The 25,541-nt window shown below is 47.1% G+C and carries 26 protein-coding genes; all 26 read left to right on the top strand.

Annotation, left to right across the window (positions count from 1 at the left end; translation table 11 throughout):
• Nucleotides 1–128: 128 nt before the first annotated feature.
• The 26 genes from upp (at nt 129) to murA (ending at nt 25,147) form a co-directional block, all read left to right on the top strand.
• The gene (upp, locus tag ASG85_RS23715) at nt 129–758 is read left to right on the top strand and encodes a uracil phosphoribosyltransferase (RefSeq protein ID WP_029195667.1); all 630 of its coding nucleotides are present in this window, start codon (nt 129–131) and stop codon (nt 756–758) included.
• Nucleotides 759–811: 53 nt separating this feature from the next.
• The gene (gene wecB, locus ASG85_RS23710) at nt 812–1,948 is read left to right on the top strand and encodes a non-hydrolyzing UDP-N-acetylglucosamine 2-epimerase (RefSeq protein WP_057303728.1); all 1,137 of its coding nucleotides are present in this window, start codon (nt 812–814) and stop codon (nt 1,946–1,948) included.
• 223 nt (nt 1,949–2,171) lie between these two features.
• Nucleotides 2,172–2,393 carry an AtpZ/AtpI family protein gene (locus ASG85_RS23705; RefSeq protein ID WP_057303729.1) on the top strand — a complete coding sequence of 74 codons (222 nt, stop codon included), beginning with the start codon at nt 2,172–2,174 and terminating at the stop codon, nt 2,391–2,393.
• Nucleotides 2,390–2,773: an ATP synthase subunit I gene (locus tag ASG85_RS23700; RefSeq protein WP_235549246.1), complete on the top strand. Its 384-nt coding sequence runs from the start codon at nt 2,390–2,392 to the stop codon at nt 2,771–2,773. Before ASG85_RS23705 ends, ASG85_RS23700 begins: the two co-directional genes overlap by 4 nt.
• A 24-nt stretch (nt 2,774–2,797) precedes the next feature.
• Nucleotides 2,798–3,505, top strand: a complete 708-nt coding sequence (gene atpB / locus ASG85_RS23695; protein WP_235549247.1) for a F0F1 ATP synthase subunit A — start codon at nt 2,798–2,800, stop codon at nt 3,503–3,505.
• Between the two features lie 78 nt (nt 3,506–3,583).
• Nucleotides 3,584–3,808, top strand: coding sequence for a F0F1 ATP synthase subunit C (gene atpE, locus ASG85_RS23690; protein ID WP_028556930.1), 225 nt, complete (start codon nt 3,584–3,586; stop codon nt 3,806–3,808).
• A gap of 78 nt (nt 3,809–3,886) precedes the next feature.
• On the top strand, nt 3,887–4,372 hold the full coding sequence (atpF, locus tag ASG85_RS23685; protein WP_057303731.1) for a F0F1 ATP synthase subunit B: 486 nt from the start codon (nt 3,887–3,889) through the stop codon (nt 4,370–4,372).
• A complete protein-coding gene (locus tag ASG85_RS23680) occupies nt 4,369–4,902 on the top strand; it encodes a F0F1 ATP synthase subunit delta (protein ID WP_057303732.1) in 534 nt (177 codons plus the stop codon). Before atpF ends, ASG85_RS23680 begins: the two co-directional genes overlap by 4 nt.
• Before the next feature lie 32 nt (nt 4,903–4,934).
• Nucleotides 4,935–6,449 (top strand): F0F1 ATP synthase subunit alpha, encoded by a 1,515-nt coding sequence (gene atpA / locus ASG85_RS23675; RefSeq protein WP_057303733.1) that lies wholly within the window; start codon nt 4,935–4,937, stop codon nt 6,447–6,449.
• A 127-nt stretch (nt 6,450–6,576) separates the two neighbouring features.
• Complete coding sequence (atpG, locus tag ASG85_RS23670) at nt 6,577–7,434, top strand: ATP synthase F1 subunit gamma (protein ID WP_057303734.1); 858 nt, start codon at nt 6,577–6,579, stop codon at nt 7,432–7,434.
• 48 nt (nt 7,435–7,482) lie between these two features.
• The gene (atpD, locus tag ASG85_RS23665; protein WP_060647917.1) at nt 7,483–8,880 is read left to right on the top strand and encodes a F0F1 ATP synthase subunit beta; all 1,398 of its coding nucleotides are present in this window, start codon (nt 7,483–7,485) and stop codon (nt 8,878–8,880) included.
• A 40-nt stretch (nt 8,881–8,920) separates the two neighbouring features.
• A complete protein-coding gene (locus ASG85_RS23660) occupies nt 8,921–9,325 on the top strand; it encodes a F0F1 ATP synthase subunit epsilon (protein ID WP_057303736.1) in 405 nt (134 codons plus the stop codon).
• Between the two features lie 232 nt (nt 9,326–9,557).
• Nucleotides 9,558–9,923 (top strand): NADH-quinone oxidoreductase subunit A, encoded by a 366-nt coding sequence (locus tag ASG85_RS23655; protein ID WP_056832327.1) that lies wholly within the window; start codon nt 9,558–9,560, stop codon nt 9,921–9,923.
• Nucleotides 9,908–10,426, top strand: a complete 519-nt coding sequence (locus ASG85_RS23650) for a NuoB/complex I 20 kDa subunit family protein (RefSeq protein WP_029195655.1) — start codon at nt 9,908–9,910, stop codon at nt 10,424–10,426. Before ASG85_RS23655 ends, ASG85_RS23650 begins: the two co-directional genes overlap by 16 nt.
• Nucleotides 10,427–10,860: 434 nt before the next feature.
• A complete protein-coding gene (locus tag ASG85_RS39360) occupies nt 10,861–11,469 on the top strand; it encodes an NADH-quinone oxidoreductase subunit C (protein ID WP_235550207.1) in 609 nt (202 codons plus the stop codon).
• A 3-nt stretch (nt 11,470–11,472) separates the two neighbouring features.
• Nucleotides 11,473–12,573, top strand: a complete 1,101-nt coding sequence (locus ASG85_RS23640) for an NADH-quinone oxidoreductase subunit D (RefSeq protein ID WP_060647915.1) — start codon at nt 11,473–11,475, stop codon at nt 12,571–12,573.
• A complete protein-coding gene (gene nuoH, locus ASG85_RS23635) occupies nt 12,573–13,577 on the top strand; it encodes an NADH-quinone oxidoreductase subunit NuoH (protein ID WP_057303737.1) in 1,005 nt (334 codons plus the stop codon). The genes ASG85_RS23640 and nuoH overlap by 1 nt, the downstream gene beginning before the upstream one ends.
• A 435-nt stretch (nt 13,578–14,012) precedes the next feature.
• Nucleotides 14,013–14,465 carry an NADH-quinone oxidoreductase subunit NuoI gene (gene nuoI / locus ASG85_RS23630; RefSeq protein WP_029195651.1) on the top strand — a complete coding sequence of 151 codons (453 nt, stop codon included), beginning with the start codon at nt 14,013–14,015 and terminating at the stop codon, nt 14,463–14,465.
• Nucleotides 14,458–14,988, top strand: coding sequence for an NADH-quinone oxidoreductase subunit J (locus ASG85_RS23625; protein WP_057303738.1), 531 nt, complete (start codon nt 14,458–14,460; stop codon nt 14,986–14,988). Before nuoI ends, ASG85_RS23625 begins: the two co-directional genes overlap by 8 nt.
• A 2-nt stretch (nt 14,989–14,990) precedes the next feature.
• Complete coding sequence (nuoK, locus tag ASG85_RS23620) at nt 14,991–15,302, top strand: NADH-quinone oxidoreductase subunit NuoK (RefSeq protein ID WP_029195649.1); 312 nt, start codon at nt 14,991–14,993, stop codon at nt 15,300–15,302.
• A gap of 15 nt (nt 15,303–15,317) precedes the next feature.
• The gene (nuoL, locus tag ASG85_RS23615) at nt 15,318–17,249 is read left to right on the top strand and encodes an NADH-quinone oxidoreductase subunit L (protein WP_060647914.1); all 1,932 of its coding nucleotides are present in this window, start codon (nt 15,318–15,320) and stop codon (nt 17,247–17,249) included.
• Complete coding sequence (locus ASG85_RS23610) at nt 17,239–18,861, top strand: complex I subunit 4 family protein (protein WP_057303740.1); 1,623 nt, start codon at nt 17,239–17,241, stop codon at nt 18,859–18,861. Before nuoL ends, ASG85_RS23610 begins: the two co-directional genes overlap by 11 nt.
• Nucleotides 18,862–18,865: 4 nt before the next feature.
• Nucleotides 18,866–20,377, top strand: coding sequence for an NADH-quinone oxidoreductase subunit N (locus ASG85_RS23605; protein WP_060647913.1), 1,512 nt, complete (start codon nt 18,866–18,868; stop codon nt 20,375–20,377).
• Nucleotides 20,378–20,820: 443 nt separating this feature from the next.
• Nucleotides 20,821–23,349, top strand: a complete 2,529-nt coding sequence (locus tag ASG85_RS23600) for a S8 family peptidase (RefSeq protein ID WP_060647912.1) — start codon at nt 20,821–20,823, stop codon at nt 23,347–23,349.
• Between the two features lie 19 nt (nt 23,350–23,368).
• Nucleotides 23,369–23,629 carry a DUF1146 family protein gene (locus ASG85_RS23595; protein ID WP_235549248.1) on the top strand — a complete coding sequence of 87 codons (261 nt, stop codon included), beginning with the start codon at nt 23,369–23,371 and terminating at the stop codon, nt 23,627–23,629.
• A 198-nt stretch (nt 23,630–23,827) separates the two neighbouring features.
• Complete coding sequence (gene murA, locus ASG85_RS23590) at nt 23,828–25,147, top strand: UDP-N-acetylglucosamine 1-carboxyvinyltransferase (RefSeq protein ID WP_060647911.1); 1,320 nt, start codon at nt 23,828–23,830, stop codon at nt 25,145–25,147.
• Nucleotides 25,148–25,541 lie beyond the last annotated feature (394 nt).

The following is a 25,541-nucleotide window of genomic DNA, read 5'->3' as shown; positions in this document are numbered from 1 at the left end:
ATTCACGGAAGCTTTGGTTTTACAGAGGATAAGTTGGATAACATATGATATAATGGACGAGGTTTGTCGTACCATAACGATATTTTTTGGTGAAATACATATAAAACGCAGCTTTTTAGGAGGAAATTATGGGGAAGTTATTTATTTGTGATCATCCGCTAATTCAACATAAGCTAACTTATATTCGGGATGAGAATACGAAAACGAAAGATTTTCGAGATCTCGTAGACGAGGTTGCTACTTTAATGGCTTATGAGATTACGAGAGATATTCCGCTTGAGCATGTTCAGGTGAAAACGCCTGTGACTACAGCAGATTGTCGAATTATTTCTGGCAGAATGCTGGGACTCATTCCGATCCTGCGTGCAGGTCTGGGTATGGTAGATGGGATTCTTAAGCTGATTCCGGCTGCAAAAGTTGGACATGTTGGCCTGTACCGTGATCCTGACACGCTTCAGCCTGTCGAGTATTATGTGAAGCTGCCGACAGATGTTCTGGAGCGGGAGTTGATTGTTATTGACCCGATGCTGGCTACAGGCGGATCCGCGAATATGGCGATTGAAGTGCTGAAACGCAGAGGCTGTACCCAAATGAAGCTGATGTGCTTAATTGCAGCGCCAGAAGGGATCAAAGCAGTTCAACAAGAGCATCCTGATGTTGATATTTACGTAGCAGCCGTTGATGACTACCTGAACGATCATGGCTATATCGTACCGGGACTTGGTGATGCGGGAGATCGTCTGTTCGGCACTAAATAATTTGCTTACGAAGTCAGCTTTCTTACAGAAAGCTCTAAGGAGAGAAGAAACCGATGAAACGTTTAAAAGTCATTACGATCTTCGGAACAAGACCCGAAGCGATTAAGATGGCTCCGCTTATTTTGGAGCTGGAGAAACATCCTGAACATATTGAGTCCCTTGTCTGTGTGACAGCTCAGCATCGACAAATGCTCGACCAAGTGCTGGATATTTTCAAAATTAAACCGGATTTCGACTTGAATGTCATGAAAGACCGTCAAACGCTGAATGAAATTACGATGCGTGTACTGCAAGGCTTGGAGCCTGTCTTTCAAGAAGCTAAGCCTGACCTGATTCTGGTACACGGCGATACGTTGACAACATTCCTTGCAAGCTATGCGGCATTCATGCAGCAAATTCAAGTGGGACATGTCGAGGCAGGTCTTCGTACGTGGAACAAAATGTCTCCTTACCCGGAGGAAATGAACCGTCAATTAACGGGCGTGCTAGCGGATTTACACTTTGCGCCAACACAGCAATCGGCTGACAATCTGCGCAAAGAAAATAAATCTGAATCCCAGATTTATGTGACGGGGAATACGGTTACGGATGTGTTTAAGTACACGGTACAAGAGAAATTTGAACACCCTGTATTGGAATGGGCAGCGGGTCGTAAGCTGATCTTGATGACGGCGCATCGCCGTGAATCGCAAGGCGAGCCTCATCGTCAAATCTTCCGTGCAGTGAAACGTATTGCCGATGAGTTCGAAGATATTGCGATCGTTTATCCCGTGCATCTAAGTCCTGCAGTCAAGGAACCTGCACATGAGATCCTGGGCAATCATCCACGCATCAAGCTGGTAGACCCCTTTGACGTATTCGAGTTCCACAACTTCTATCCGCATGCCCATATGATCCTGACAGACTCTGGTGGTCTTCAAGAAGAAGCGCCTTCTTTTGGAGTGCCGGTTCTAGTTCTGCGCGATACGACAGAACGTCCTGAGGGTATCCAAGCAGGTACGCTTGAACTCGTTGGAACGGATGAGGAAGTGGTCTATGAGCGGGCTCGCGCACTTCTAACAGATCCAGATTTATACAACAAAATGAGTCAAGCTGCCAACCCTTATGGGGATGGAAAATCGTCCGAACGCATCGTCCAAGCGATACTTTATCACTTTGGCAAGACCTCGGAGCGTCCGGAAGCATTCTAACCGTGACAAAATCATGACAAACGCTACAGCGTACAGTTCGACTGTTTGGTTTGGAAACTCGCAAACCCTAGAGCCGCAAGGCTCTGACGGGTTTTGTAGGAAGTCACAAATGAAGTTCCGTCAATTGACAAACCTTGCACTGCTTCGATACAATGAATGAGGATTCGTAGCACTATGTCTACGAGACGGGTTTTCCCATGCGGAAAGCTCTCAGGAGGATGCGATGAAACGGCAAAATCCCAATGATAATCCGTGGCGGGCAGTAGCGTTAACTAGTGCAATTGGCATTGACCTCGTGGTTTGTTTAGGAGCCGGTTATTTCTTCGGCGACTGGTTGAGTCACACACTAGGGGGACAGTTCTGGTTGTTAGGCGGGTTCCTGCTTGGGCTTGTAACCGGAATCATTAGCATTTACTTCATGATTAAGCATTACGGAGGGCTATGATGGATGACTTTTCAGCCACTCTGAAAACGGTTCAAAATGTGTTTCTTTTCTTTTTATCCTTTTGTTTGGCTGCATGGGCGCTTTTTGTCGATTACCGGGTTTATTTTGCCGGTCTTATGCTTGGATCTGTTGCGAGCATGATCAATGCAAGGTTTTTGGCCTGGAAAATCAACAAGTTGGCAGCAGCTGCGATAGAGCAGAAAGGGCGCAAGGTGACCCTAGGTTTTCTGACAAGAGCAGCAATCGCTGGCTTCGTAGGACTGGTTGCCGTTCGGTATCCCGAACAAGTCGCATTAACGACGACGATCGTTGGATACTTTTTTGCTCAATTGGCAACACTCGTACTGGGTATTCTTTCTATTAGGAAGTCAAAGAAGTAATTCCATTCGATGAAAGGGGTGAAAATGGAAAACATGGAACATCACGTACCAGAGTTTGAGTGGTTAGGTATTCATTTCGACGCATCTGCACTTATGATGATCGGAATTACCACACTTATCGTGCTTATCCTTGCGATCGCAGGGGCCAGCCGAGCATCCGTAACGAATCCTTCGAAATTGCAAAACTTCATGGAATGGACGATTGAGTTTGTAGAAGGCATTATCGGAAGCACGATTGGATCCAAACACGGTAAAGGTTTTATCGCACTAGGTCTTACGCTCATTATGTATATCTTTATCGGCAACATGCTTGGTCTCCCTTTCTCGATTGTGACAGAAGATCACGTGTCATGGTGGAAATCGCCAACAGCTGATATCGCAGTAACAGGAGCACTAACGGTTATCGTTATCGTACTAAGTCACTACTTAGGAATAACGCGTAACACGAAGCATTACTTCGCACATTACTTTGAGTACAAAGGGGCAATGTTGATCCTTCATTTAATTGAAGTCGTATCAAAGCCGCTTACGCTCGCTTTCCGTCTTTACGGTAACATTTACGCAGGTGAAATTATGATATCTGTCATCATTGGAGCAGGTTGGTTTGGAATTGCGCCTCTCTTTGTATGGCAGGGCTTCAGTGTGTTCGTAGGTGCTATTCAAGCCTTCGTATTCACGATGCTAACAATGGTTTACATCTCACAAACGTTGATTCACGAAGAAGAGCATTAAGAGTAAGACTTACCTCGGGAAGTCTCGAGTCACTTATAAAACAACAAAAACCTAAGAGTTTAAGGGAGGATTTTATCAATGGGAGCAATAGCATTAGTAGCAGCAGGTATCGTATTCGGTTTGGGAGCACTAGGTGCAGGTATTGGTAACGGTTTGATCGTAGGTCGCGCTTTGGAAGGTATTTCTCGTCAACCAGAACTTCGTGGTACGCTTCAAACAACCATGTTTATCGGGGTAGGTCTAGTTGAGGCAATGCCGGTCGTTGCATTGGTTCTTGCGTTCATCTTTATGGGAAAAGCTTAAGAAACCGCTTGGCGTTGATGGCCGTAGTCGCCACCACGCCTTCGTTTTGCCCATGTTATCAGAAGGGAGTGACGTTACTTGCATATTGAATGGTCCACATTTTGGATACAACTTATCGCGTTCTTAATTTTATATTTGTTGCTTTCTAAATTTGCGTTCGGTCCTCTGTTCGGCATGATGGAGAAACGCAGACAATTGGTGAAAGACCAAATTCAAACAGCTGAAACTAGCCGCAAGCAGGCAGAGCAACTGTTGGAGGAACAAAAGCAAGCGCTACAACAAACTCGTAAGGAAGCTTACGACATCATTGAGCAAGCGAAGCACACAGGCTCCAAGCAAGCTGATGATATTATTCACGCAGCTAGTGCAGAAGCAAGTCGTCTGAAAGACGAAGCGCTGAAAGATATCGAAAATGAGAAGAACAAAGCGGTTGCCGCTCTTCGCAGCCAAGTAGGCGCGATGTCCGTTCTGATCGCATCCAAAATTATTGAGAAACAAATCGACGAAAAGTCACAAGAAGAACTTGTTGAGCATTACCTCAAAGAGGTAGGAGGCAACGTATGAGTGACATCGTCGTAGCGAAGCGTTATGCCAAGGCTTTATTCGAAGTAGCGAAGGAAAAGAATATTATTTCCCAAGTTGAAGATGAGCTTAAATCTGTAGCTAGTGCGATTAGGGATAATGCAGACTTGCAGAAGTTCCTGAACCATCCGAACATCGGGAATTCCGCTAAAACGGACCTGCTGAAGCAGATTTTCGAAGGCAAAGTTTCCGAACCGGTGTGGAACACGCTGCTTGTCTTGATTGATAAAGGTAGACAGTCGATTCTTTCCGCTTTGGCGAGTGACTATACCAAGGTTGCGAATGAGGCGCTCGGATTAGCGAGTGCGACGGTTTACTCCGCATACGTACTTTCGGATGCGCAGCAAGCTGAGATTGCTTCACATTTCAGTAAAGTAACAGGTAAAACGATCCGTGTTTCGTCTGTGGTTGAGCCTAAACTGCTCGGCGGCATTCAAGTGCGTATCGGTGATCGTTTATATGATGGAAGCTTGGCAGGCAAACTTGATCGTTTGGCCAAAGCGTTAGTTTAATATAAGCACTGTAAGAATAGGGGTGAAGTTCGTTGAGTATCAAACCTGAAGAAATCAGCTCATTGATTAAACAACAGATTGAAAACTATAATTCCGATATCCAAGTAGTTGATGTAGGTACAGTCATTCAAGTAGGTGACGGTATTGCTCGTGCTCACGGCTTGGAAAACGTTATGGCAGGCGAGCTGCTTGAGTTCCCAAGCGGTGTACTAGGCTATGCTTTTAACCTTGAGGAAAGCAACGTAGGTATCGTTATTCTTGGACCTTACAAAGATATTCGTGAAGGTGATCAAGTTAAACGTACGGGACGTATCATGGAAGTTCCAGTTGGTGAAGAGCTTCTAGGTCGTGTAGTTAACTCCTTGGGTCAACCTGTCGATGGCAGAGGTCCAATTAATACAACAGCGTTCCGCCCTGTAGAGAACATGGCTCCAGGCGTAATGGCTCGTAAATCCGTACATGAACCAATGCAAACAGGTATTAAAGCGATTGACGCGATGGTACCAGTTGGCCGTGGCCAACGTGAGTTGATCATTGGCGATCGTCAAACGGGTAAAACGGCGATTGCGATCGACGCAATCATCAACCAAAAAGGCAATGGCGTGAAATGTATCTACGTTGCAATTGGTCAAAAACAATCCACAGTTGTAGGTGTTGTTGAAACCCTTCGTGCTGCTGGCGCGCTTGACTATACAATCGTTGTAACAGCTTCCGCTTCCGAGCCTTCACCGATGCTATGGTTAGCACCATACTCCGGTTGTGCTATGGCTGAGTACTTCATGTATAAAGGCGAGCACGTTCTTATCGTATACGATGACTTGTCCAAACAAGCTGCCGCATACCGTGAGTTGTCCCTCTTGCTTCGTCGTCCACCAGGTCGTGAAGCTTATCCAGGTGACGTATTCTACTTGCACTCCCGTTTGCTGGAGCGTGCTGCGAAATTGAATGATGAGCTTGGCGGTGGTTCCATTACAGCACTTCCATTCATCGAGACACAAGCAGGCGACATCTCCGCTTACATTCCGACGAACGTAATTTCCATCACAGATGGTCAAATCTTCTTGGAATCCGACTTGTTCTACTCCGGTCAGCGCCCAGCGGTTAACGTTGGTAACTCTGTATCCCGTGTAGGGGGCTCCGCTCAAACGAAAGCGATGAAAAAAGTTGCCGGTACACTTCGTGTTGACTTGGCACAATATCGTGAGCTTGCGGCGTTCGCAGCATTCGGATCCGATTTAGATAGAGCTACGAAAGCACGTTTGGATCGTGGGGTTCGTACCCTTGAAATCTTGAAACAAGGCGTTCATCAGCCGATGTCTTTGGAAAAGCAAGTTGCTTCCCTTTACACGGTTGTAAAAGGTCATGTAGATGATATTCCAGTACAAGATGTAACGCGTTTTGAAGCTCAATTCTTGGCTTTCTTGGAATCTAACCGTCCTGAAGTTCTGCATAGCATTCGTGATACGAAAGATATTACTGCGGATAACGATAAAGCATTGGTTGATGCAATCAATACATTTAAAAAGAGCTTTGCAGTTTCTGAATAAATCATGATGGCAGAGCTTCCTGTTGAAGTGAAGCTCTCCCTACCATGTGTATCCTGGGCAGGCGGACGCCTGAATTCAGGTCTTCGAATGAAGGCTTTTCTAAGCCTCAAAAGAGAGGTGAGCAGGTATGGCAAAAGGAATGCGCGAGATTAAGCGCCAAATCAAATCCACACAAAGCACGAAGCAAATCACTAGAGCAATGGAAATGGTTGCAGCAGCGAACTTACGTAGAGCGCAGCAATCAGCGGAAGCGGCACGTCCGTACTCCGAGAAATTGAAGGAAGTGGTTGCAAGCATTGCAGCTGGTACCAAAGGCGTAAAGCACCCGATGCTGCAATCACGTGAAGTGAAGAAAACGGCCTATTTGGTCATTACTTCCGACCGTGGTCTCGCTGGTGGTTACAACGCAAACGTGTTGCGTAAAGCAATGACTGAAATTCGTGAAAATCATAAATCAACAGCTGAGTACTCCGTCTTCGTAATTGGACGTAAAGGAAGCAATTTCTTCTCGAAACGAAATATTCCGATTGTTGAAGAAGTAACCGGAGTTCCGGATACGCCGAAATTCTCGGATATTAAGCCTGTTGCTACAGCAGCGGTCGCTAATTTCGTTAACGGTACGTATGACCAACTGTTCCTGATTTACAACAAGTTCCAAAATGCGATTACCCAAATTCCAACCATGATTCGTCTGCTTCCGATGGAAGATGTATCCGGCGTGGCTGCAGCTAGCTATGAGTATGAGCCGTCACCGGAAGGCGTTCTGGAAGTACTGCTCCCTAAATATGCTGAGACGCTTATTTACAGTGCTGTTCTGGAAGGTAAAGCAAGTGAGTTTGGCGCGAGAATGACAGCAATGAACTCCGCAACGAAGAATGCAACGAAGATGATCAGTAACTACACATTGGCTTACAATCGTGCACGCCAAGCTTCGATTACGCAAGAGATTTCGGAAATCGTCGCTGGAGCTAACGCGAACGCATAATGATAAAAGGTCTCGATGGAGACACAAGCTTTACTTAGGAGGGAAACCATGAGCAAAGGGCGCGTTGTGAATATTACAGGGCCCGTCGTCGACATTGAGTTCGAACGCGGACAACTCCCTGAAATTCTGAATGCAATCAAAATTGAAAGAACCGAAGGTGGACAATCCTCCACTATGACGGTTGAAGCGGCTGTTCACCTTGGTGACAACCTCGTACGTTGCGTAGCAATGTCCTCTACTGACGGACTTGTACGTGGTGCCGTAGCAACAGATTCTGGCGCAGCGATTACTGTACCAGTTGGTGCAGCAACACTGGGTCGTGTATTTAACGTATTGGGCGATCCGATCGATGGTAACGAAACAGTTGACCGTACATTAACTAGCCCAATCCACAAAGAAGCTCCTGCATTCGACAACTTGTCGACAAAATCAGAGATTCTTGAAACAGGTATTAAAGTTATTGACCTTATGGCTCCTTACGCAAAAGGTGGTAAAATCGGTCTCTTCGGCGGAGCGGGTGTAGGTAAAACCGTTACGATGCAAGAGTTGATTCATAACATTGCGCAAGAGCACGGCGGTATCTCCGTATTTGCGGGCGTTGGTGAGCGTACTCGTGAAGGTAATGACCTTTATCACGAGATGAAAGACTCCGGCGTTATTGCAAAAACAGCGATGGTATTCGGTCAAATGAATGAGCCTCCAGGCGCGCGTCTTCGCGTAGCATTGTCCGGCTTGACAATGGCTGAGTATTTCCGTGACGAAGAAGGTAAAGACGTTCTTCTGTTCATCGACAACATCTTCCGTTTCACACAAGCAGGTTCTGAGGTTTCCGCTTTGCTAGGCCGTATGCCTTCCGCGGTAGGTTACCAACCAACGCTTGCAACAGAAATGGGTCAATTGCAAGAGCGTATTACTTCCACGAAAAAAGGTTCTGTTACTTCCATTCAAGCGATTTACGTTCCTGCCGATGACTATACGGATCCGGCTCCTGCAACGGCTTTCGCTCACTTGGACGCAACAACGAACTTGGAGCGTAGTATCGCGGCTGCGGGTATCTTCCCAGCGGTAGATCCACTTGCATCATCTTCCCGTGTTTTGACACCAGAAATCGTTGGTGAAGAGCACTATAAAGTAGCACAAGGCGTTAAACAAATTCTTCAACGTTACAAAGAGCTTCTGGATATCATCGCAATCTTGGGTATGGATGAGTTGTCTGATGAGGACAAATTGGTCGTTACTCGTGCGCGTCGTCTTCGTCTGTTCTTGTCTCAGCCGCTTCACGTTGCTGAGCCGTTCAACGGATTCCCAGGCTTGTATGTACCAATGAAGGATACCGTGCGCAGCTTCAAAGAAGTACTTGAAGGTAAGCACGACAATCTTCCTGAAGTTGCCTTCCACAACGTGGGCACAATCGAGGATGCAATCGCGAAAGCTAAAACGCTGTAAGGTGCATGCTCTCTAAGTAAGTTTAGGAAGGAGAATCCAAGTGAGTACATTCCTACTGGAAATTGTTACACCGGAGCGCAAAGTGTACGCTGAACAAGTGAACATGGTTAGCGTGAAGGGTGTTGAAGGGGAGCTTGGAATTCTGCCGAATCACATTCCATTGGTCACTCCATTGCGAATTTCTCCAATTACTGTGAAGAAACAGGGCTCTAAAGACGAAATCATTGCAGTAAACGGCGGTTTCATGGAAGTGCGCAAGGATAAGGTGGTTATACTGGCGGAAAGCGCCGAGCTACCAGAACATATTGATATCGATCGTGCGAAAGCAGCGAAAGAACGTGCGGAGAAACGTCTTGCTGAAACGAAGCAAGATAACGTTGACTTTAAACGTGCGGAAGCCGCTCTTCAAAGAGCATTAAATCGTATCAATGTGTCCGGGAAATAATAGATGTTTGATGAAAAGCGGGGGAACTTTGGTTCCTCCGTTTTTTTTTCGAATAGGAAGATTAATAAAAGATAATTATGGAAAATCTACTCACTAGGAATGAAAAGTGGGGTTTGGAATTAGTCATCGACGCCCAAAAGGCTTTTTGTTATAATATTGAAGGTGAATATTACCAAAACTAGTAGCACGCATAAGAAAAGCAAATACGAATGGAGGCGGTTACATTCACATGATGTATACAAATAACTATGTAATCGTAGCGATTTTTCTAGGGTTAGGTATTATTCTCCCTATAGTAGCGCTAACGGCAGGCAAATGGTTAAGACCGAGTAAACCCGTCGATGAGAAGTATACGACGTATGAGAGTGGTAATGAGCCTGTAGGTGAGGGGCAAATCCGGTTTAACATTCGTTATTATTTATTTGCTTTGATGTTTGTTATCTTTGATGTGGAAACCGTGTTCCTGTATCCGTGGGCTGTAGCTTTTAATCAGCTTGGACTTTTTGCCTTAGTGGAAATGTGTATTTTTGTAGCCTTGCTTGCCATTGGATTAATATACGCTTGGAAGAAGAAGGTGCTGCAATGGACTTCAGTCTAGAATCAATATCTCCCGAAGAACGAGAAGAATTAAACCGTAATGTCTTTATGACGACACTGGAGCAAGTGAAAGCTTGGGCTCGTAGTAATTCGCTTTGGCCATTAACCTTTGGTCTGGCCTGCTGTGCCATCGAAATGATGGGTACTGGCGGATCTCACTATGATTTAGACCGTTTCGGAGTCATCTTCCGTACGTCTCCTAGACAATCTGATGTCATGATTGTGGCGGGGACTGTAACGAAGAAAATGGCTCCTTTGCTGCGCCGTCTTTACGAACAAATGCCTGAACCGAAGTGGGTCATTGCGATGGGGTCCTGCGCTACAGCGGGTGGACCTTATGTGAAGTCGTACTCCGTTGTTAAGGGAGTTGACCAAATTGTTCCGGTTGATGTTTATATTCCAGGTTGTCCGCCGAACCCAGCTGCACTCATTTATGGAATAAACAAGCTTCAGGAGAAGATTCGCTATGAAGCGAAGACTGGGAAGCAGGTGACCAATCGATGAGTGATGAGAAGAAGCCGGAGGAGAAGGTAGACCCGACTCCAACTGCTGCTGATAGTAAGAAAGTGAATGAGTCACCGTTAGAGGAAGCGATCGCTGAAGTTGGCGACCTTACGCCGGAGGCGCGCGCGAGTAAGACGCCGCTTAGCACTGACGTGCAGGCTGCGGTGGATCGCGCGGCAGAGAAGCAGGCTGCTGACCCGGCTGCGCAGACGACGAGCGAGCCGAGCGACGCGCCTGCGGCTGAGCTTGCGGAGCAAGATGCTGGCAGCGGCGACGCGGGCGCAGCGAAGGGCAATGACGCAGCCGTGAGCGCCAACGCGCCAGCAGCGAGTGACGCGGCAGCGGAGCGCGCCGCGGCAAGAGCCGCCCGCCTCGCTGCGCGGGCGGCCGCTGAGCCGACGGGCGAGCCTTCGTCGGCAGCAGCCCTAACCCCAGTGTCTGCGGACGCTGGGGACGATGAGAAGGCGGCCAAAGCCCAGGCCGCCGCAGAAGCACGCGCTGCGCGAGCTAGCGCGCGCGGGGCGAAGACCGAGTCGGCGGAGCCAGAGGCGCCGAAGGAGCCTTCACCGAACCAGCCGCTGCTTGATCGGCTGGTCGCGATCTTGAAAGCCGACGTAGGCGAAGACGCCGTCGTCGATGCATTCATCAACGAAAGGGACGCGCATCGTCCTTACGTGGTCATTCACAGCTCACGTTGGCTGCAGGCCGCGCTGACGCTCAGGGATCATGAAGAGCTGCGCTGTAACTACTTGCGCAATCTCTCGGGCGTGGACCAAGAGACGCACCTAGAGGTGGCGTATCATCTGCTATCCCTCACACACAAGCATGAGTATTGTGTGAAAGTGAAGACAGATCGAGAGCAGCCAAGCATTCCTTCTGTGGCTCCAGTATGGGCTACAGCGGATTGGAATGAGCGAGAAGTGTATGACCTACTGGGTATCGATTTCCCAGGTCACCCTAACTTAGTAAGAATCATGATGCCTGACGATTGGGTCGGCCATCCACTGCGCAAAGATTACGAACCGCTTGACCCGGAGGTGTAGCTCGTGTTACGGACAGAAGAACTCCTGTTAAACGTTGGTCCTCAGCATCCTAGTACGCACGGGGTTTTCCGCGTGATCGTGAAGCTGGATGGAGAGGTTATTAAAGAAGCAATACCCGTGATGGGCTATCTACATAGAGGAACAGAGAAACTCGCTGAGAACCTTAGCTATACACAAATTATTCCATACACGGATCGTATGGATTACGTATCGGCGATGACGACCAACTACGTGCTTGTAAATGCCGTAGAGAAAATGATGCAGCTTGAAGTGCCAGAACGAGCGGAATTCCTTCGTTTAATCGTGATGGAGCTTCAACGTATCGCCTCTCACATGGTGTGGTGGGGAACCTATTTGCTGGACATTGGCGCAATGAGCCCGTTCTTATATGCGTTCCGTGATCGGGAAATTATTATCGATCTGTTCAACGAATTATGCGGAGCACGTCTAACCTACAACTACATGCGTGTAGGCGGAGTGAAGTGGGACGCTCCAGAGGGTTGGATCGATAAAGTTAAGAAATTTATTCCTTATATGTACGGTAAATTGGAAGAGTATCACACTTTAGTAACGGGGAATGAAATCTTTCTATCCCGTATCAAGGGTGTAGGCAAGTATGATGCAGATACAGCCATTGCGTATGGCCTTAGCGGCGCTAACTTAAGATGTACGGGTGTAGACTGGGATATCCGCAAAACGCAGCCGTACAGCCTGTACAGCCGCTTTCAGTTCGACGTGCCTGTTCGCAGCGGCGGTGACTGCTATGATCGTTACTTGCTTCGTATGGAGGAGGTTAAGCAATCGCTCCGAATCCTAGAGCAAGCTGTTGAGCAGTTTCCCGAGCAAGGCGAAACCATGGGCAAGGTACCCAGAGTCATTCGTCCTCCAGAAGGGGAAGTGTATTCGGCTATCGAGTCTCCGCGCGGGGAAATTGGTTGCTACATTATTTCCCGAGGCAAACAAGAGCCTTTCCGTCTGAAATTCCGCAGACCTTCCTTCGTGAATCTGCAAATTTTGCCTAAGCTGCTGGTCGGTGAATCGATGACCAACTTGATTACGATTCTAGGCGGCATCGATATTGTCGTTGGGGAGGTAGATGCCTAATGGTGAATTTATTAGAGGAGAGTCTAACGTGGACGAACTTCTTCGTTTTCTTTTTCTGGGGCGTCGTCATGCTGATGCTCGTTCTGGGCTTCGTAACCTATGCGATTTACTTCGAGCGTAAGGTCATCGGCTGGATGCAGATGCGGATCGGGCCTAACCGAACGGGACCTTTTGGGCTACTGCAAAGTGTTGCGGACGTCTTCAAGCTTCTAATCAAAGAGGATACGATTCCTAAAAAAGCAGAACGCGAGCTTTTCATTCTGGCGCCTATCATTACGTTCATCCCTTCGTTCACGATTATTGCGACGATTCCATTTTCGGATCGGATGTTTAATGCGAATTTGAATGTCGGACTGCTCTTTTATGTAGCCTTAACGGGGATTTCTACGATTGGTATCATCCTCGGCGGTTGGGCATCTAATAACAAATATGCGCTGCTAGGCGGTATGCGTTCTGCTGCTCAAATGATTAGCTATGAGGTGCCACTCGTCATCTCCGTTATTGGTGTCATCATGATGACGGGCAGTTTAAATCTACATACGATCGTTGATCATCAAACAGGCGGTTTCTGGCATTGGAATTTCATTCCTCAGATTCTTGGCTTTATCATTTTCGTTATAGCCGGGGTCTCGGAGCTCAATCGAACGCCGTTTGACTTGCCGGAAGCAGAGTCTGAGCTTGTTGCTGGTTATCATGTGGAATACAGTGGTTTCCGCTTCGCTTTTTTCATGCTATCAGAGTATGTTTACGTGTTCGTCATTGCTTCCCTTACGAGCTTGATTTTCCTGGGTGGATGGCACTCGCCGTTCCCATTCCTTGATTTCATTCCGGGTATTATCTGGTTCCTGCTGAAATTCTCTTCGGTTGTGTTCTTCCTATTCTGGCTGCGCGCAACGCTGCCTCGGGTACGGGTAGATCAACTTATGGGATTCGGCTGGAAAGTGCTGCTTCCACTGGCACTGGTTAATATGCTGATTACGGCAATCGTCATGACCATCATGTAGGAAAAAGTGGAAGCATTGCTATAGGTTGAAAACATGCAGAATAGGCTTCTGTTATGATCAAGCGGAACCTGAGTACCTTATTTCCGGCAAAATGCTTGTTTTCGATCCCAAAAGGGAACTACGATACGCTATTCAGACCGAAACAAGTGAAAAAGCATCCATTTCAAGCGAATAGCGGAACGACGTTCCATTGAAGCGCATTTTATCGAAGAAAAGGGACAAATAGCGCATCGACGTTCCTCTCACGACAAGGATTTCTGGATACTGCCCAGATCACACCGATAAAAGCCATTTTTTGCTCGCAGGTATGCTTTCGAAGTGAGTTTTGCTAAAGCAAAACTCAGTTAATGCTTACGATGCAAGTTTCCTACGGAAACTCTAGCCCATGCTTTCGAAGTCAGTTTTGCTAAAGCAAAACTCTAAGGAGGGAAACGAATGAAGGGCATAATGAAAGGTTTAGGCGTAACGTTTAAAAGTATGACACAGAAAAAAATAACGTACGCATACCCTGACGTCCCGATTAAAATGCCTGACCGCTTTCGCGGTATTCAATATTTTGATCCAGAGAAATGCATTGTGTGTAATCAATGTGCACGCGTTTGTCCGACGGAGTGTATCACGCTAACAGGTAAAGCGAATCCTGACCCAGAGAAAAAGGGCAAAGTTATCGATACGTACGATATTAACTTCGAGATTTGTATTCTGTGCGATCTCTGCACCGAGGTGTGTCCGACAGAAGCAATCGTCATGACGAACAATTTTGAGCTGAGTACCTACAGTCGTGATGATCTGTTCAAAAATATGCAGTGGTTAAGCGAGAACACGCAAAATATCCGTCAAGAGAACAACTCAGCCTTGCCAAAAGGGGGGGCCAAAAAAGATGTTTAGCGGAATTGGTGATTTCTTATCCAACGGTTCAAGCTGGGCTTTCTTCGTCTTCGCTCTTCTTGCAATTGGCGGAGCTATCTTCATGATTTCTTTTACCAAAGTCGTTCACATGGTCATTGCCGTTGCCCTTACGTTTATTAGTTTGGCGGGGCTGTATGTCATTCTGGAGGCTGAGTTTGTAGCTTTCGTGCAAGTGTTGATCTACGCAGGTGCAATCTCGATTCTGATGATTTTCGGCATTATGATGACGAGGCACAGACAAGGGGAAGAAGAGGAGCCTAAGCGTCCTTGGCATGAAGGCCTAGCGATTATTGGTGCTTTGGGATTGTTCGGAGTGTTATTTTATGCCATTCAAAAAACGACCTTCGTCGCTTCGGGTACCCTGGATGCTGGCAAGGATAACACACTAGAAATCGGAAAACTGCTCTATAACGAGCACGTTATTCCTTTCGAAATCATGTCGGTGCTGCTGACGGTAGCCTTCATCGGTGCCATTGTGGTCGCGAAGAGAGAGGAGGATTAGCTGTGGGCAATATTATTACTCCCTATCTCACGCTGGCGGCAATCCTGTTCTGCATCGGTTTATACGGTGCTTTAACGAAGAAGAACGGGGTTATCGTCCTGCTTTCGATTGAGCTTATGCTGAATGCGGTGAACTTGAATTTGATTGCCTTTTCGAAGCTTGGTGACCATCCGGCTCTTACCGGGCAGATTTTCTCGTTATTCAACATCACTATAGCAGCTGCTGAGGCGGCTGTCGGGATCGCGATTCTAATTACCATTTACAGAAATAAAGGGACAGTAGAAGTTACGGATTTGGATTCTATGAAGCGCTAGGAGGCTAACAAGGATATGGTATCGGACTATTCACAGTACGCCTGGCTCATTCCGTTGTTTCCGCTGCTTGCTTTTCTAGCGCTTACGGCTATGGGACGTCAATTAAAAGATCTAGGTATTTACATCAGTATTTTCGCGATGCTGGCATCATTTATCGTTGCTTTGCTGATTTTCGTTGAGCGAATTGGCGGTAAAGTGGAGGATTACACGTGGAATAAGCTGCATTGGCTGCAAGTGGGCGATTTCACGCTGAATATGGGCTTTGAGGTTAACAATCTGAACGCCTTAATGCTCGTAATTGTCACACTGGTGTCTTTGCTGGTGAACATTTATTCCAAAGGTTATATGAAAGGCGACGAGCGAATCCATGTGTTTTTTGGCTATATCGCTTTGTTCTCCTTCTCCATGCTTGGTCTTGTTATCTCGGAAAATATGTTGGAGCTATACATCTTCTGGGAGCTAGTAGGGGTATGTTCCTTCCTGCTCGTCGGATTCTGGTACTTCAAACCAGAGGCGAAGGCTGCTGCGAAAAAAGCATTTATCGTTACCCGTATCGGGGACGTAGGCCTGTTTATTGCCATTCTGCTGCTGTACTGGTATATGCCAGGGCATGCGCTTGATTTCACATCTATTCATAATGCTTTTACAACGGGCAAAATCGACCCCACGATTATCACATGGATTGCTATTCTGATCTTCATCGGGGCGATGGGTAAGTCTGGTCAATTCCCGCTGCACACGTGGCTGCCGGATGCCATGGAAGGTCCAACGCCGATAAGTGCATTAATCCACGCAGCAACGATGGTTGCCGCAGGGGTGTATCTCGTTGCTCGAACCTTTGATATTTTCCACGCATCTCCGGATGCTTTGCTTGTTGTAGCATATGTGGGTGGTTTCACAGCAATTTTTGCGGCCACGATTGGTATTGCTCAGAACGATATCAAACGCATTCTCGCCTACTCGACCGTGAGTCAACTCGGCTATATGATGATGGCGCTCGGGATTGGTGTTTCCTACACGTCAGGCATGTTCCATTTGTTCACTCACGCCTTCTTCAAAGCACTGCTCTTCTTGGGCGCAGGCAGTGTGATTCACGCTGTACATACGCAAGACATTAACGAAATGGGCGGTTTATCCCGCAAAATGAAAATCACGACTTGGACATTCGCGATAGGTACGCTGGCACTGTCAGGTATTTTCCCTTTCGCAGGGTTCTGGTCGAAGGATATGATCCTGACAGAAGCATACGAACATAACCAGCTCTTGTTCTGGGTCGGTGTCATTGCTGCCTTTTTCACAGCGTTCTATATGTCGCGTCTGTTCTTCCTCGTATTTATGGGATCGCCTAGAGGCAAAGCAAAGTCTACTGAAAAAGATCACGATGATCATGGTCATGCAGCGCATACCGCTCATGAACCCCATGAGTCTCCGGCAACAATGACCACGCCATTAATTATTCTTGCTGTGCTTGCTGTTGTTGCGGGCTTTGTGAATACGCCGTTTAACGAATGGCTCAGTCAGTGGTTGACAGGGCATGATCATGATGAAAAAGCCAATTGGACCGTTATTATTTTGTCCACACTGGCTGGAGTGCTTGGAATTGGGCTTGGTTACTTGATCTACCTCAAACGTACGATTCCGCGCGATGTCGTTTCTGGTAAAATGCCGTGGCTGTACACGCTGCTGAATCGCAAATATTTCATTGATGAAATTTATGATGGTGTCATTGTAAAACCGCTTCGCGGTTTAGGCTGGATACTTGAACTATTTGATGTGTATGTCGTTGACGGTATTGTGCGTTTGGTCGCCTTTACTGTGGTCGGACTAGGGCGTTTAGGCTCACGTCTCCAAAATGGTCAACTACAAACCTATGGTGTCATCATGATTTTGGGGATGCTGATTCTGGTACTCGCCATCGCAGGAAGGAGGTTCATCCATGCTGGCTAGTATACCCATCCTAAGTATGATCGCCTTCTCACCTCTGCTTGGCGTTCTGGTCTTGCTCTTCATCCGTGGTGATCAAGGCCGTCTGATTAAAACAATTGGTATTGTCACGACACTGATCCCGCTAATTTTGGCTGCGTGGTTGTATAGTGATTACAATTATCAGGGTGATCCGATTCAGTATAAAGAACAGCTGGACTGGATCAAAGTGCCGCTTAACCATGAGGGAATTCAGCAAATTACTTCGTATTTCTTCGAGTTTAAGTACTCCTTGGCGGTTGACGGCATTTCCTTGCCGCTCGTGTTTCTAACCGCATTGGTTTCGTCAATGGCTGCTTTAGCTTCGGTGTATATTAAGAAACGCTGGAAAACGTACTTCATTCTGTTCTTGCTGCTGGAAACGGGTATGTTCGGAGTTTTCTTATCACAGGATCTGTTCTTGTTCTTCTTGTTCTTCGAAATTACACTCGTACCTATGTTCTTCTTGATTGGTATTTGGGGGTATATGAATAGGGAGCAAGCGGCCAATCGCTTCTTGCTTTACAATGGACTTGGATCAGCGATCATGCTGATCGCGTTCTTAATTCTCGTCAGCACGGCTGGATTCAATCAGGTGCCTTCGCAGACAGAAGCTGTCATTTACTACAGCGGTGACATTCATACGATTGCACATAATTTGCTGCAAGATCCCGCCGCTTATGTCAATCAAGAAGGAACGCCGTTCTTCCTAAGTCCGACTATGAAGTGGACCGTGTTCATTATGCTGCTGGTCGCTTTCGGCATTAAGCTGCCGATCTTCCCGTTCCATACATGGATGCTCAAAGTACATACAGAGGCTCCGCCTGCTGTTGTTATGATTCACTCCGGGATTTTGCTGAAAATGGGGGCCTACGGCCTCATCCGATTCGGCATTCTGTTCTTCCCGGGGGAAGCCAAGCAGTGGGCATGGATGCTGGCGCTTCTCGGCGTCATCAATATCGTGTACGGCGCGATTCTCGCCATGGTCCAAAAGGACTTCAAACTCGTGCTGGCCTACTCGAGTATTAGCCACATGGGCATCGTCCTGCTCGGTCTCGCCGCGTTCAACGTATCGGGCCTGCAGGGCGCCGTGTTCCAACTGATCTCACACGGCCTCATCTCGGCCCTGATGTTCTTGCTCGTAGGCAGCATCTACGAGCGGACCCAAACGACGCAGCTCGACCAATTAGGCGGTCTAGCTAGCTCAGTTCCGTTCATCAGCGGCATTCTGCTGGTCGCTGGTATGGCATCGCTCGGATTGCCGGGCCTATCCGGCTTCATCAGTGAATTCCTCGCGTTTCTCGGACTCTTCGAAACGCACCGAGTGTACGCGATTGTCGGTACACTGGGAATTATTTTCACCGCGGTTTACGTGCTGCGCGGGGTTCTGAACATCACGTTCGGCCCTAAACAGCCGAACCTACAGCTGCAAGGCATGCGCGACGCTAGATTAATCGAGGCAGTGCCGATGATTACATTGGTGGCGTTCATTCTCTTGCTCGGTGTATACCCAAGCGTGCTGAGTCAGCCGCTACAGCAAACGATAGGCAGCTTGGATCAATTGATCCACAGCGTAGCCGGGAAGATAGGAGGTTAGACCAGTGGAACAGATAAGACTCCATGTCGCTGATTTAGTGCATCTGCTCCCTGAGCTTTCGCTGGTTGCCACCGCGATCATCCTATCTCTCTTGGATTTGGTCCTCCCTAACAGGCTTAGTCGCTCGATAATTGGATGGCTGACGTTGGTTGGCATCGCTATTTCTGCGATATTCGTTGTTCTACAGTTGAATCCAGATGAGGCTATTGGGCTGCTCAATAATAGCTACAGAGTAGATGATTTCTCGAATCTGCTCAAATTGTTCACTTTAGTAGGTACGGGCTTCATTGTCTTGATGAGTTTAGGCTTCATCAAAGAAGAGGCCATTCCACATGTCGGAGAGTATTACTACTTCTATCTGCCCGCCGCTCTCGGTGCCATGATTATGTCATCCTCGGGTGACCTTATCACGCTGTACGTTGGGTTGGAGCTGCTGAGTATTACTTCATACTTGCTCGTAGCCATGAAGAAGAAAGATAACAGATCTAACGAGGGTGCCTTCAAGTATTTGGTCATGGGCGGTATTTCATCTGCGATCATCTTGTATGGCATGTCCTTCTTATACGGAATGGTCGGTTCCAGCAATTTGTCACAAATTGGTGCTGCTCTTCCATCGCTCGTAACGGCTTACGAACCGCTGCTTTATGTAGCATTCTTCATGCTGTTGGCAGGCTTCGGCTTCAAAATCGCCGCTGCCCCGTTCCACAGCTGGGCGCCGGATGTATACCAAGGCGCACCGACGCCAGTGACGGCATTTTTGGCTGTCGTGTCCAAGGGCGCTGGCTTCGCTATCCTATTCCGAGTATTCTACGTGTTGTTCGGATTTAGCAGCTTTGAAAACAGCAGCTTTCAAACGGATGTGTTTCTTGCCATATCGGTAATGGCTGCAATTGCAATGGTAACCGGTAATTTCATTGCTCTGAAGCAAACGAATATGAAAAGGCTTTTGGCTTACTCAGGAATTGCCAATGCAGGTTACCTACTCGTTCCGATCGGAACTTACTTTTCCAGTACTCACTACGCGAACTTCTCTGAATTTATATTCTATCTGATCGCGTACTTGTTTATGAACATCGGAGCGTTCGCTGTGCTGATGATTATTGAGCAGGCAGAAGGCCATACCGAAGCGAAGGGTTTCGCTGGTCTCTATTACAGGGCCCCAATAACAGCCGTAGCCATGGTTCTCATCGTGCTTTCATTGGCCGGTATTCCTTTATCTGGCGGGTTTTTCGGGAAGCTCTACATCATCCTGGGAACGATGCAGACCCAGCACTATTGGTTAGGGGCACTAATGATCGCTACCAGTGTTGTATCCTTTTACTACTATTTCGGCATCGTACGCCAAATGTTTATGCGCAGCGATTACGAGCCTGCCGAGATTAAGGTGTCGATTCCGTTAGGGATAACGGTTTGGTCATGTGCCCTCATCAGCGTGGCGTTGGGCGTTGTTCCACAACTTGTGCTGAAAGGCATCGAAGCCATTTTCACCTTAACGAAGGATTTTCTGATTATGTAAATTTATAAATAAGCCTTTCCCTGCTTAAGAAGTGGGGGAAGGCTTTTTTGTTTGTATAGGAAATTTAAGCGCGTTTTCTGACCTTTCTTCACAGTACGGACGCGCGGGACGGTCATCTGAGAAGTCGATTTCTGACCTCTCAGACACTATTGACGAGCATCAGCTCACCGAACTCTCGCTGAAAGCGCGGTTTTCGCGCTTATTGTTCGTTATGGTTTTATCGCTTTTACATCAAATTATTCCAAGGACTTCACGACTTGTCATTTCGATGTACAATGTATAGGAGAATGTTTGACCGCCATCCCATACATAATTGCAAAAATATTTTTGCTCAAGTTCTGAACTTTTTGCGACGAAAAACCGTTATAGGTATCGAGAAGACGGGTAATGTGGTATAGATAGAGAAGGAAAAAGATCATACAAGAAAAAGGACCTGTGATTACATGAAATGTACTCGACACCTTTGGCTCATCGTACTGATGATGCTTGTTGTGGAACTTACAGTGATGATGACTAAAGTAGAAGCAGCCTATCCGGTGTCGACGGATCCTATGAGGGTGAAACAAACCTATCTGGATATGATCCACATTGATCAAGCATGGGCTGCAGCAGGAGATTCCCGGACCCCCATTGTAGTAGCGGTTGTCGATACGGGCGTTGATCTTGTACATCCTGATTTAGTAGGTAATTTGGTAGATGGTGTGAACCTGCTTCAACCATCGAAAAAGCCTCAAGATGATAATGGACATGGAACGAATGTGGCAGGTATCATTGCGGCCACGTTCAATAACGATAAAGGGATTGCAGGCATAGCTCCTAATGCCAAGATTATGCCAATTAAAGCGTTGGAGGCCGACGGTACAGGTGGTGAAGCGAAGCTTGGCGAAGGCATTAAGTACGCAGTGGATCACGGCGCGAAGATCGTAGTGCTTTCCCTAGGGCTGAACAAATATTCCGATTATTTGGATGGCATTGTGAAGTATGCAGAGGATCGTAATGTACTGCTCGTTGCCGCTGTTGGCAATGAAAGCACAAGTGTGAAATACCCTGCGGCATATCCTACTGTTCTAGCTGTAGGGGGCGTTAACTCTGAAAAGCTTGCTGACCCTCGTTCGAACTTTGGGCCGGAGCTGGATCTTGTGGCGCCCTGGGATGTATACACAACAGCACTAGGTGGCGGCTATCAGTACCAAGATGGAAGCTCCATGTCTGCACCGCAGGTTGCTGCAGCTGCGGCTTTGGTATGGGGAAAATACCCGAGTATGAACGTGTATCAAGTTCGTGCGCAGCTCGAGCAGACGGCTGAAGACTTGGCGTCAGGGGGATGGGATTCCAAAACGGGCTATGGCTTGTTAAGAGCGGATATGGCACTGACGAAGCCCTACAGTGAGGATTACTTTGAACCTAACGAAAATATGAATCAGGCTGCTATATTGCCGGTTCATACGGCTGTTAAAGCTGTACTTAGCTCGGCCCAAGATCAAGATTGGTACGAAATTGATGCGGCTTATGATGGGTTTATTAAATTATGGCTGAATAGCCCAGATAGCTCGGGTGTCCGGGTGCGTTTTGATTCCGGAGAAACGTTTATCGCGAGTAGTACCACGGACGGAAGTCAGCCTTTCATGGTCCCTGTGACCAAAGGGCGTACGTATGTGCAGCTGCAGACGGTGGATCGTTCCCGCAAGACGGCGTTAAATTACTCGATGCGAACGGATTTTGCTATTTATAAGGATCCATTTGAGGATAATGATAAGCAGTATAAAGCATTCGTTTTACCTGATCGAAGTCAATCTATCCGAGGTACTTTTCATCAAAAAGGAGATCTGGATTGGTTTGCAATATCCCTAAAAGACTCAGGTACAATGCGAATTAGGCTATCCGTAGATACAGGACGCATTGATCCGATGATCCTTTTTCAGAAGGAAGGGGAGAAGTCAATTACGATCGACCAAGCCGGGGATGGAGGCATTGAGGTCAGCTCCCAAATGGATTTGCTCCCAGGTCAGTATTACATTCGTGTCAGCAATATGAAGGATTACTCAGAACCGATTACGGGTGAGTATACGTTAGAAATTGAATACACGCCAAAGCTGATCGATCCGAATGAGCCGAATGATAAATCGTATCAAGCTACTTTTGCTGCGATGAATTCCGTGTATGAGGGTGTATTTAACAAAAATGAGGATGTTGATTGGTTCGAATTCCGTATGAGCAAGGATGGTCTAGCCCAAGTGCGTTTAACGAACATACCGACATCACGCATTTTATATGCAACGTTATATGATAGTTCTTTGAAGGAACAAGGCTTTTATCGAAATGATTATGGTAATGATCAGTTTTTTATTGAGAAAACCCTGCCTGCAGGCACCTATTATATCAAGCTCCAAGCCAACCAATGGTTTATGAGTCAAATGTACCGATTAAAAGTAGGCAGTTACGCGCTAGTGAGCGGTTTTGTCGATATTGATGGACACTGGGCACAAAATGCCATTAGCCAGCTTACGGAGCAAGGTGTGATTAGCGGTTACGGAAACTACCGTTTTGCTCCAAATCAGCCCATTACACGTGCGGAGGCAGCAACGGTATTGACGCGAGCTTTGAAGCTGTCTAAGCGTCAGGAACTGCGTTTCAGCGATATGGATGCTTCGCATTGGGCTTACGATTACGTAGCTAAAGCGGTTCAAGCGAATATTGTGGACGGTTACCCGGATGGAACATTCGGGCCTGACCGTACACTTACACGTATGGAGATGACACAGATGCTTGCCCGCAGCATGAATATGACGGGGAAACGCCGGGGCAACTCCCCTTTTAGCGATGTGAATGATACGTATTGGGGTGTCGGGATCCTGAAACAAATGTCGGCGGATGGTTGGATTAGCGGCTATTCGGACGGCACCTTCCGGCCTGATGAGCAAGCAACACGAGCTGAATTCGTAACACTGCTGGCTAAAGTAATCAATCGGTAAAACCGAAGAGGAGTGACTTATGGCAGATACAGACAAATGGAGTGAAGCGGCGAAATATGCTTCGATGATGAATATGGTGGATATTGCTGTCTACATCATGTGTATTGGCTTATCGTGGTGGGCGCTGCAAGCGTTCCGCTTCGATGTCCTGCTTAAAAGGCCTAAAGCTGCTCAAGCGATTATGCTGCAAATTTTGCTTTCTATTGCTCTCGGACACTTGGTCGCAAGTTTTTTTATTCAGTATTTAGGCCTTTCTATGGGCTTCGGTAAGATGTTTTAATCACATTTTTCGAATAATGCACAAGTTTGTTGTCAACAATGGATAATAGAACGGAATGAAAAACGAAACCTTATCCGAACTCTATGTAGGGTTGTTGGAATGCCAAAAGAACACAGTTGTAACTGTATGGGTTGAAATGATAAACTTAGGAAATGTGCAAAACCTTGTAATTTAAAATAAGTGCGCGGAGGGACCATGATGAGCAAAATTATCGTCCGCGGTGGCCGAAAGTTAGCTGGCAATGTGAAAATCAACGGAGCAAAGAATGCGGTTCTACCGATTATTGCAGCTTCCATTCTGGGTTCGGAAGGTGAAAGCGTCATCCATGATGCGCCTCCCCTTGACGATGTACTAGTCATTAATAAAGTATTGCAAAGCTTAGGTATTGAAGTGGAATATGACCGTCAGGTTATTCGTGTTCGTGCTCATAACATTAACACATGTGAAGCATCTTATGATCTAGTCCGTAAAATGAGAGCCTCTTTCCTCGTGATGGGTCCTTTGTTAGCAAGGCTTGGTCAAGCGAGAATTTCGCTTCCAGGTGGCTGTGCGATTGGCACAAGGCCAATTGATCAACATCTCAAAGGCTTTGAAGCGATGGGTGCCGATATTGAACTGGGTCAAGGGTATATCGAAGCTAAAGTGAAGGGGCGCCTGAAGGGTGCCAAAATTTATCTCGATGTAGCCAGTGTAGGCGCAACCGAGAACATCATGATGGCTGCAACGCTCGCTGAGGGCACAACCATCATTGAGAATGCTGCTAAAGAGCCGGAAATTGTCGATTTGGCGAATTACCTGAATGCCATGGGCGCGACAATTCGCGGGGCAGGAACAGGTGTTATTCGCATAGAAGGCGTAGAGAAACTTCGTGGGGTTGTACATACGGTTATTCCGGATCGCGTAGAAGCGGGTACATATATGATTGCCGCAGCTATTACTGGTAGTGAACTGTATATGGAGGGCGCTATTGGTGACCATCTCCGACCTGTTATTTCTAAAATGCAAGAAATGGGCGTTATCATCGAAGAAGATGAGAACGGTATTCGTGTCTGCGCTTCGGGGCCGCTTCGTGCGGTTGATGTGAAGACGCTGCCGTATCCGGGCTTCCCAACCGATATGCAGTCGCAAATGATGGCGCTGCTGATGGTGGCGGACGGCACGAGCCTCGTGACCGAGACCGTGTTCGAGAATCGGTTCATGCATGTCGAGGAGTTCTCGAACATGAACGCTCATATCAAAGTCGATGGCCGTACAGCTATCGTGAGCGGCAATGCCAAGCTGCAGGGTGCGAAGGTATGCGCAACAGACCTGCGGGCAGGGGCGGCTCTTATTCTAGCGGCGCTAGCTGCAGAAGGCGAAACCGAGATCACAGGAGTTCACCATATTGATCGCGGTTATGTCGATATTACTGACGTACTGCGTGAGTTAGGTGCCGATATTCATAGATCGGTGCCGAAAGAAGTAGAGCAAGAGGTTGCAGAGTTGGGTTTTTTCAACATCCAGCCGACGCTTGCTTAGGATTGTGTTTTGAAGAACCATTGGGGGATTACTCCGATGGTTCTTTTTGCTTTTAGAGCAGGTGTTTTTTTTGCCTACTTAGCGGATGCCCAGCAACACGCTATGCTGTGTATGCCTGCAACTGGTAGGCAAAACTCCAAATTACGATTCAAGAGTCTTAAAGCAGCTTCATGAAGGTAGATGGGATGTAGTGGTTACCAATGATGCACTTTCTACAACAATTCACATGCCAAAAGGTTATTTTGCAAGTTAAAGTTGCAGTTTGGAGTCAATTTCATAATTCAAACCCCTTGCTACATAAGGACTTATAGCGCATTCAAAAACAGTCACCTACCCAAGGCATCCATTAGGTGCCAAGATATCATGTTATTCTCCGTTTAAGCATTACAAAAAT

It is taken from the genome of Paenibacillus sp. Soil724D2 (assembly GCF_001427935.1).
Taxonomy (GTDB): Bacteria; Bacillota; Bacilli; order Paenibacillales; family NBRC-103111; genus Paenibacillus_E.
Note: the sequence above shows the minus strand (reverse complement) of the source record. Positions and strands in the feature narration are given on the sequence as shown.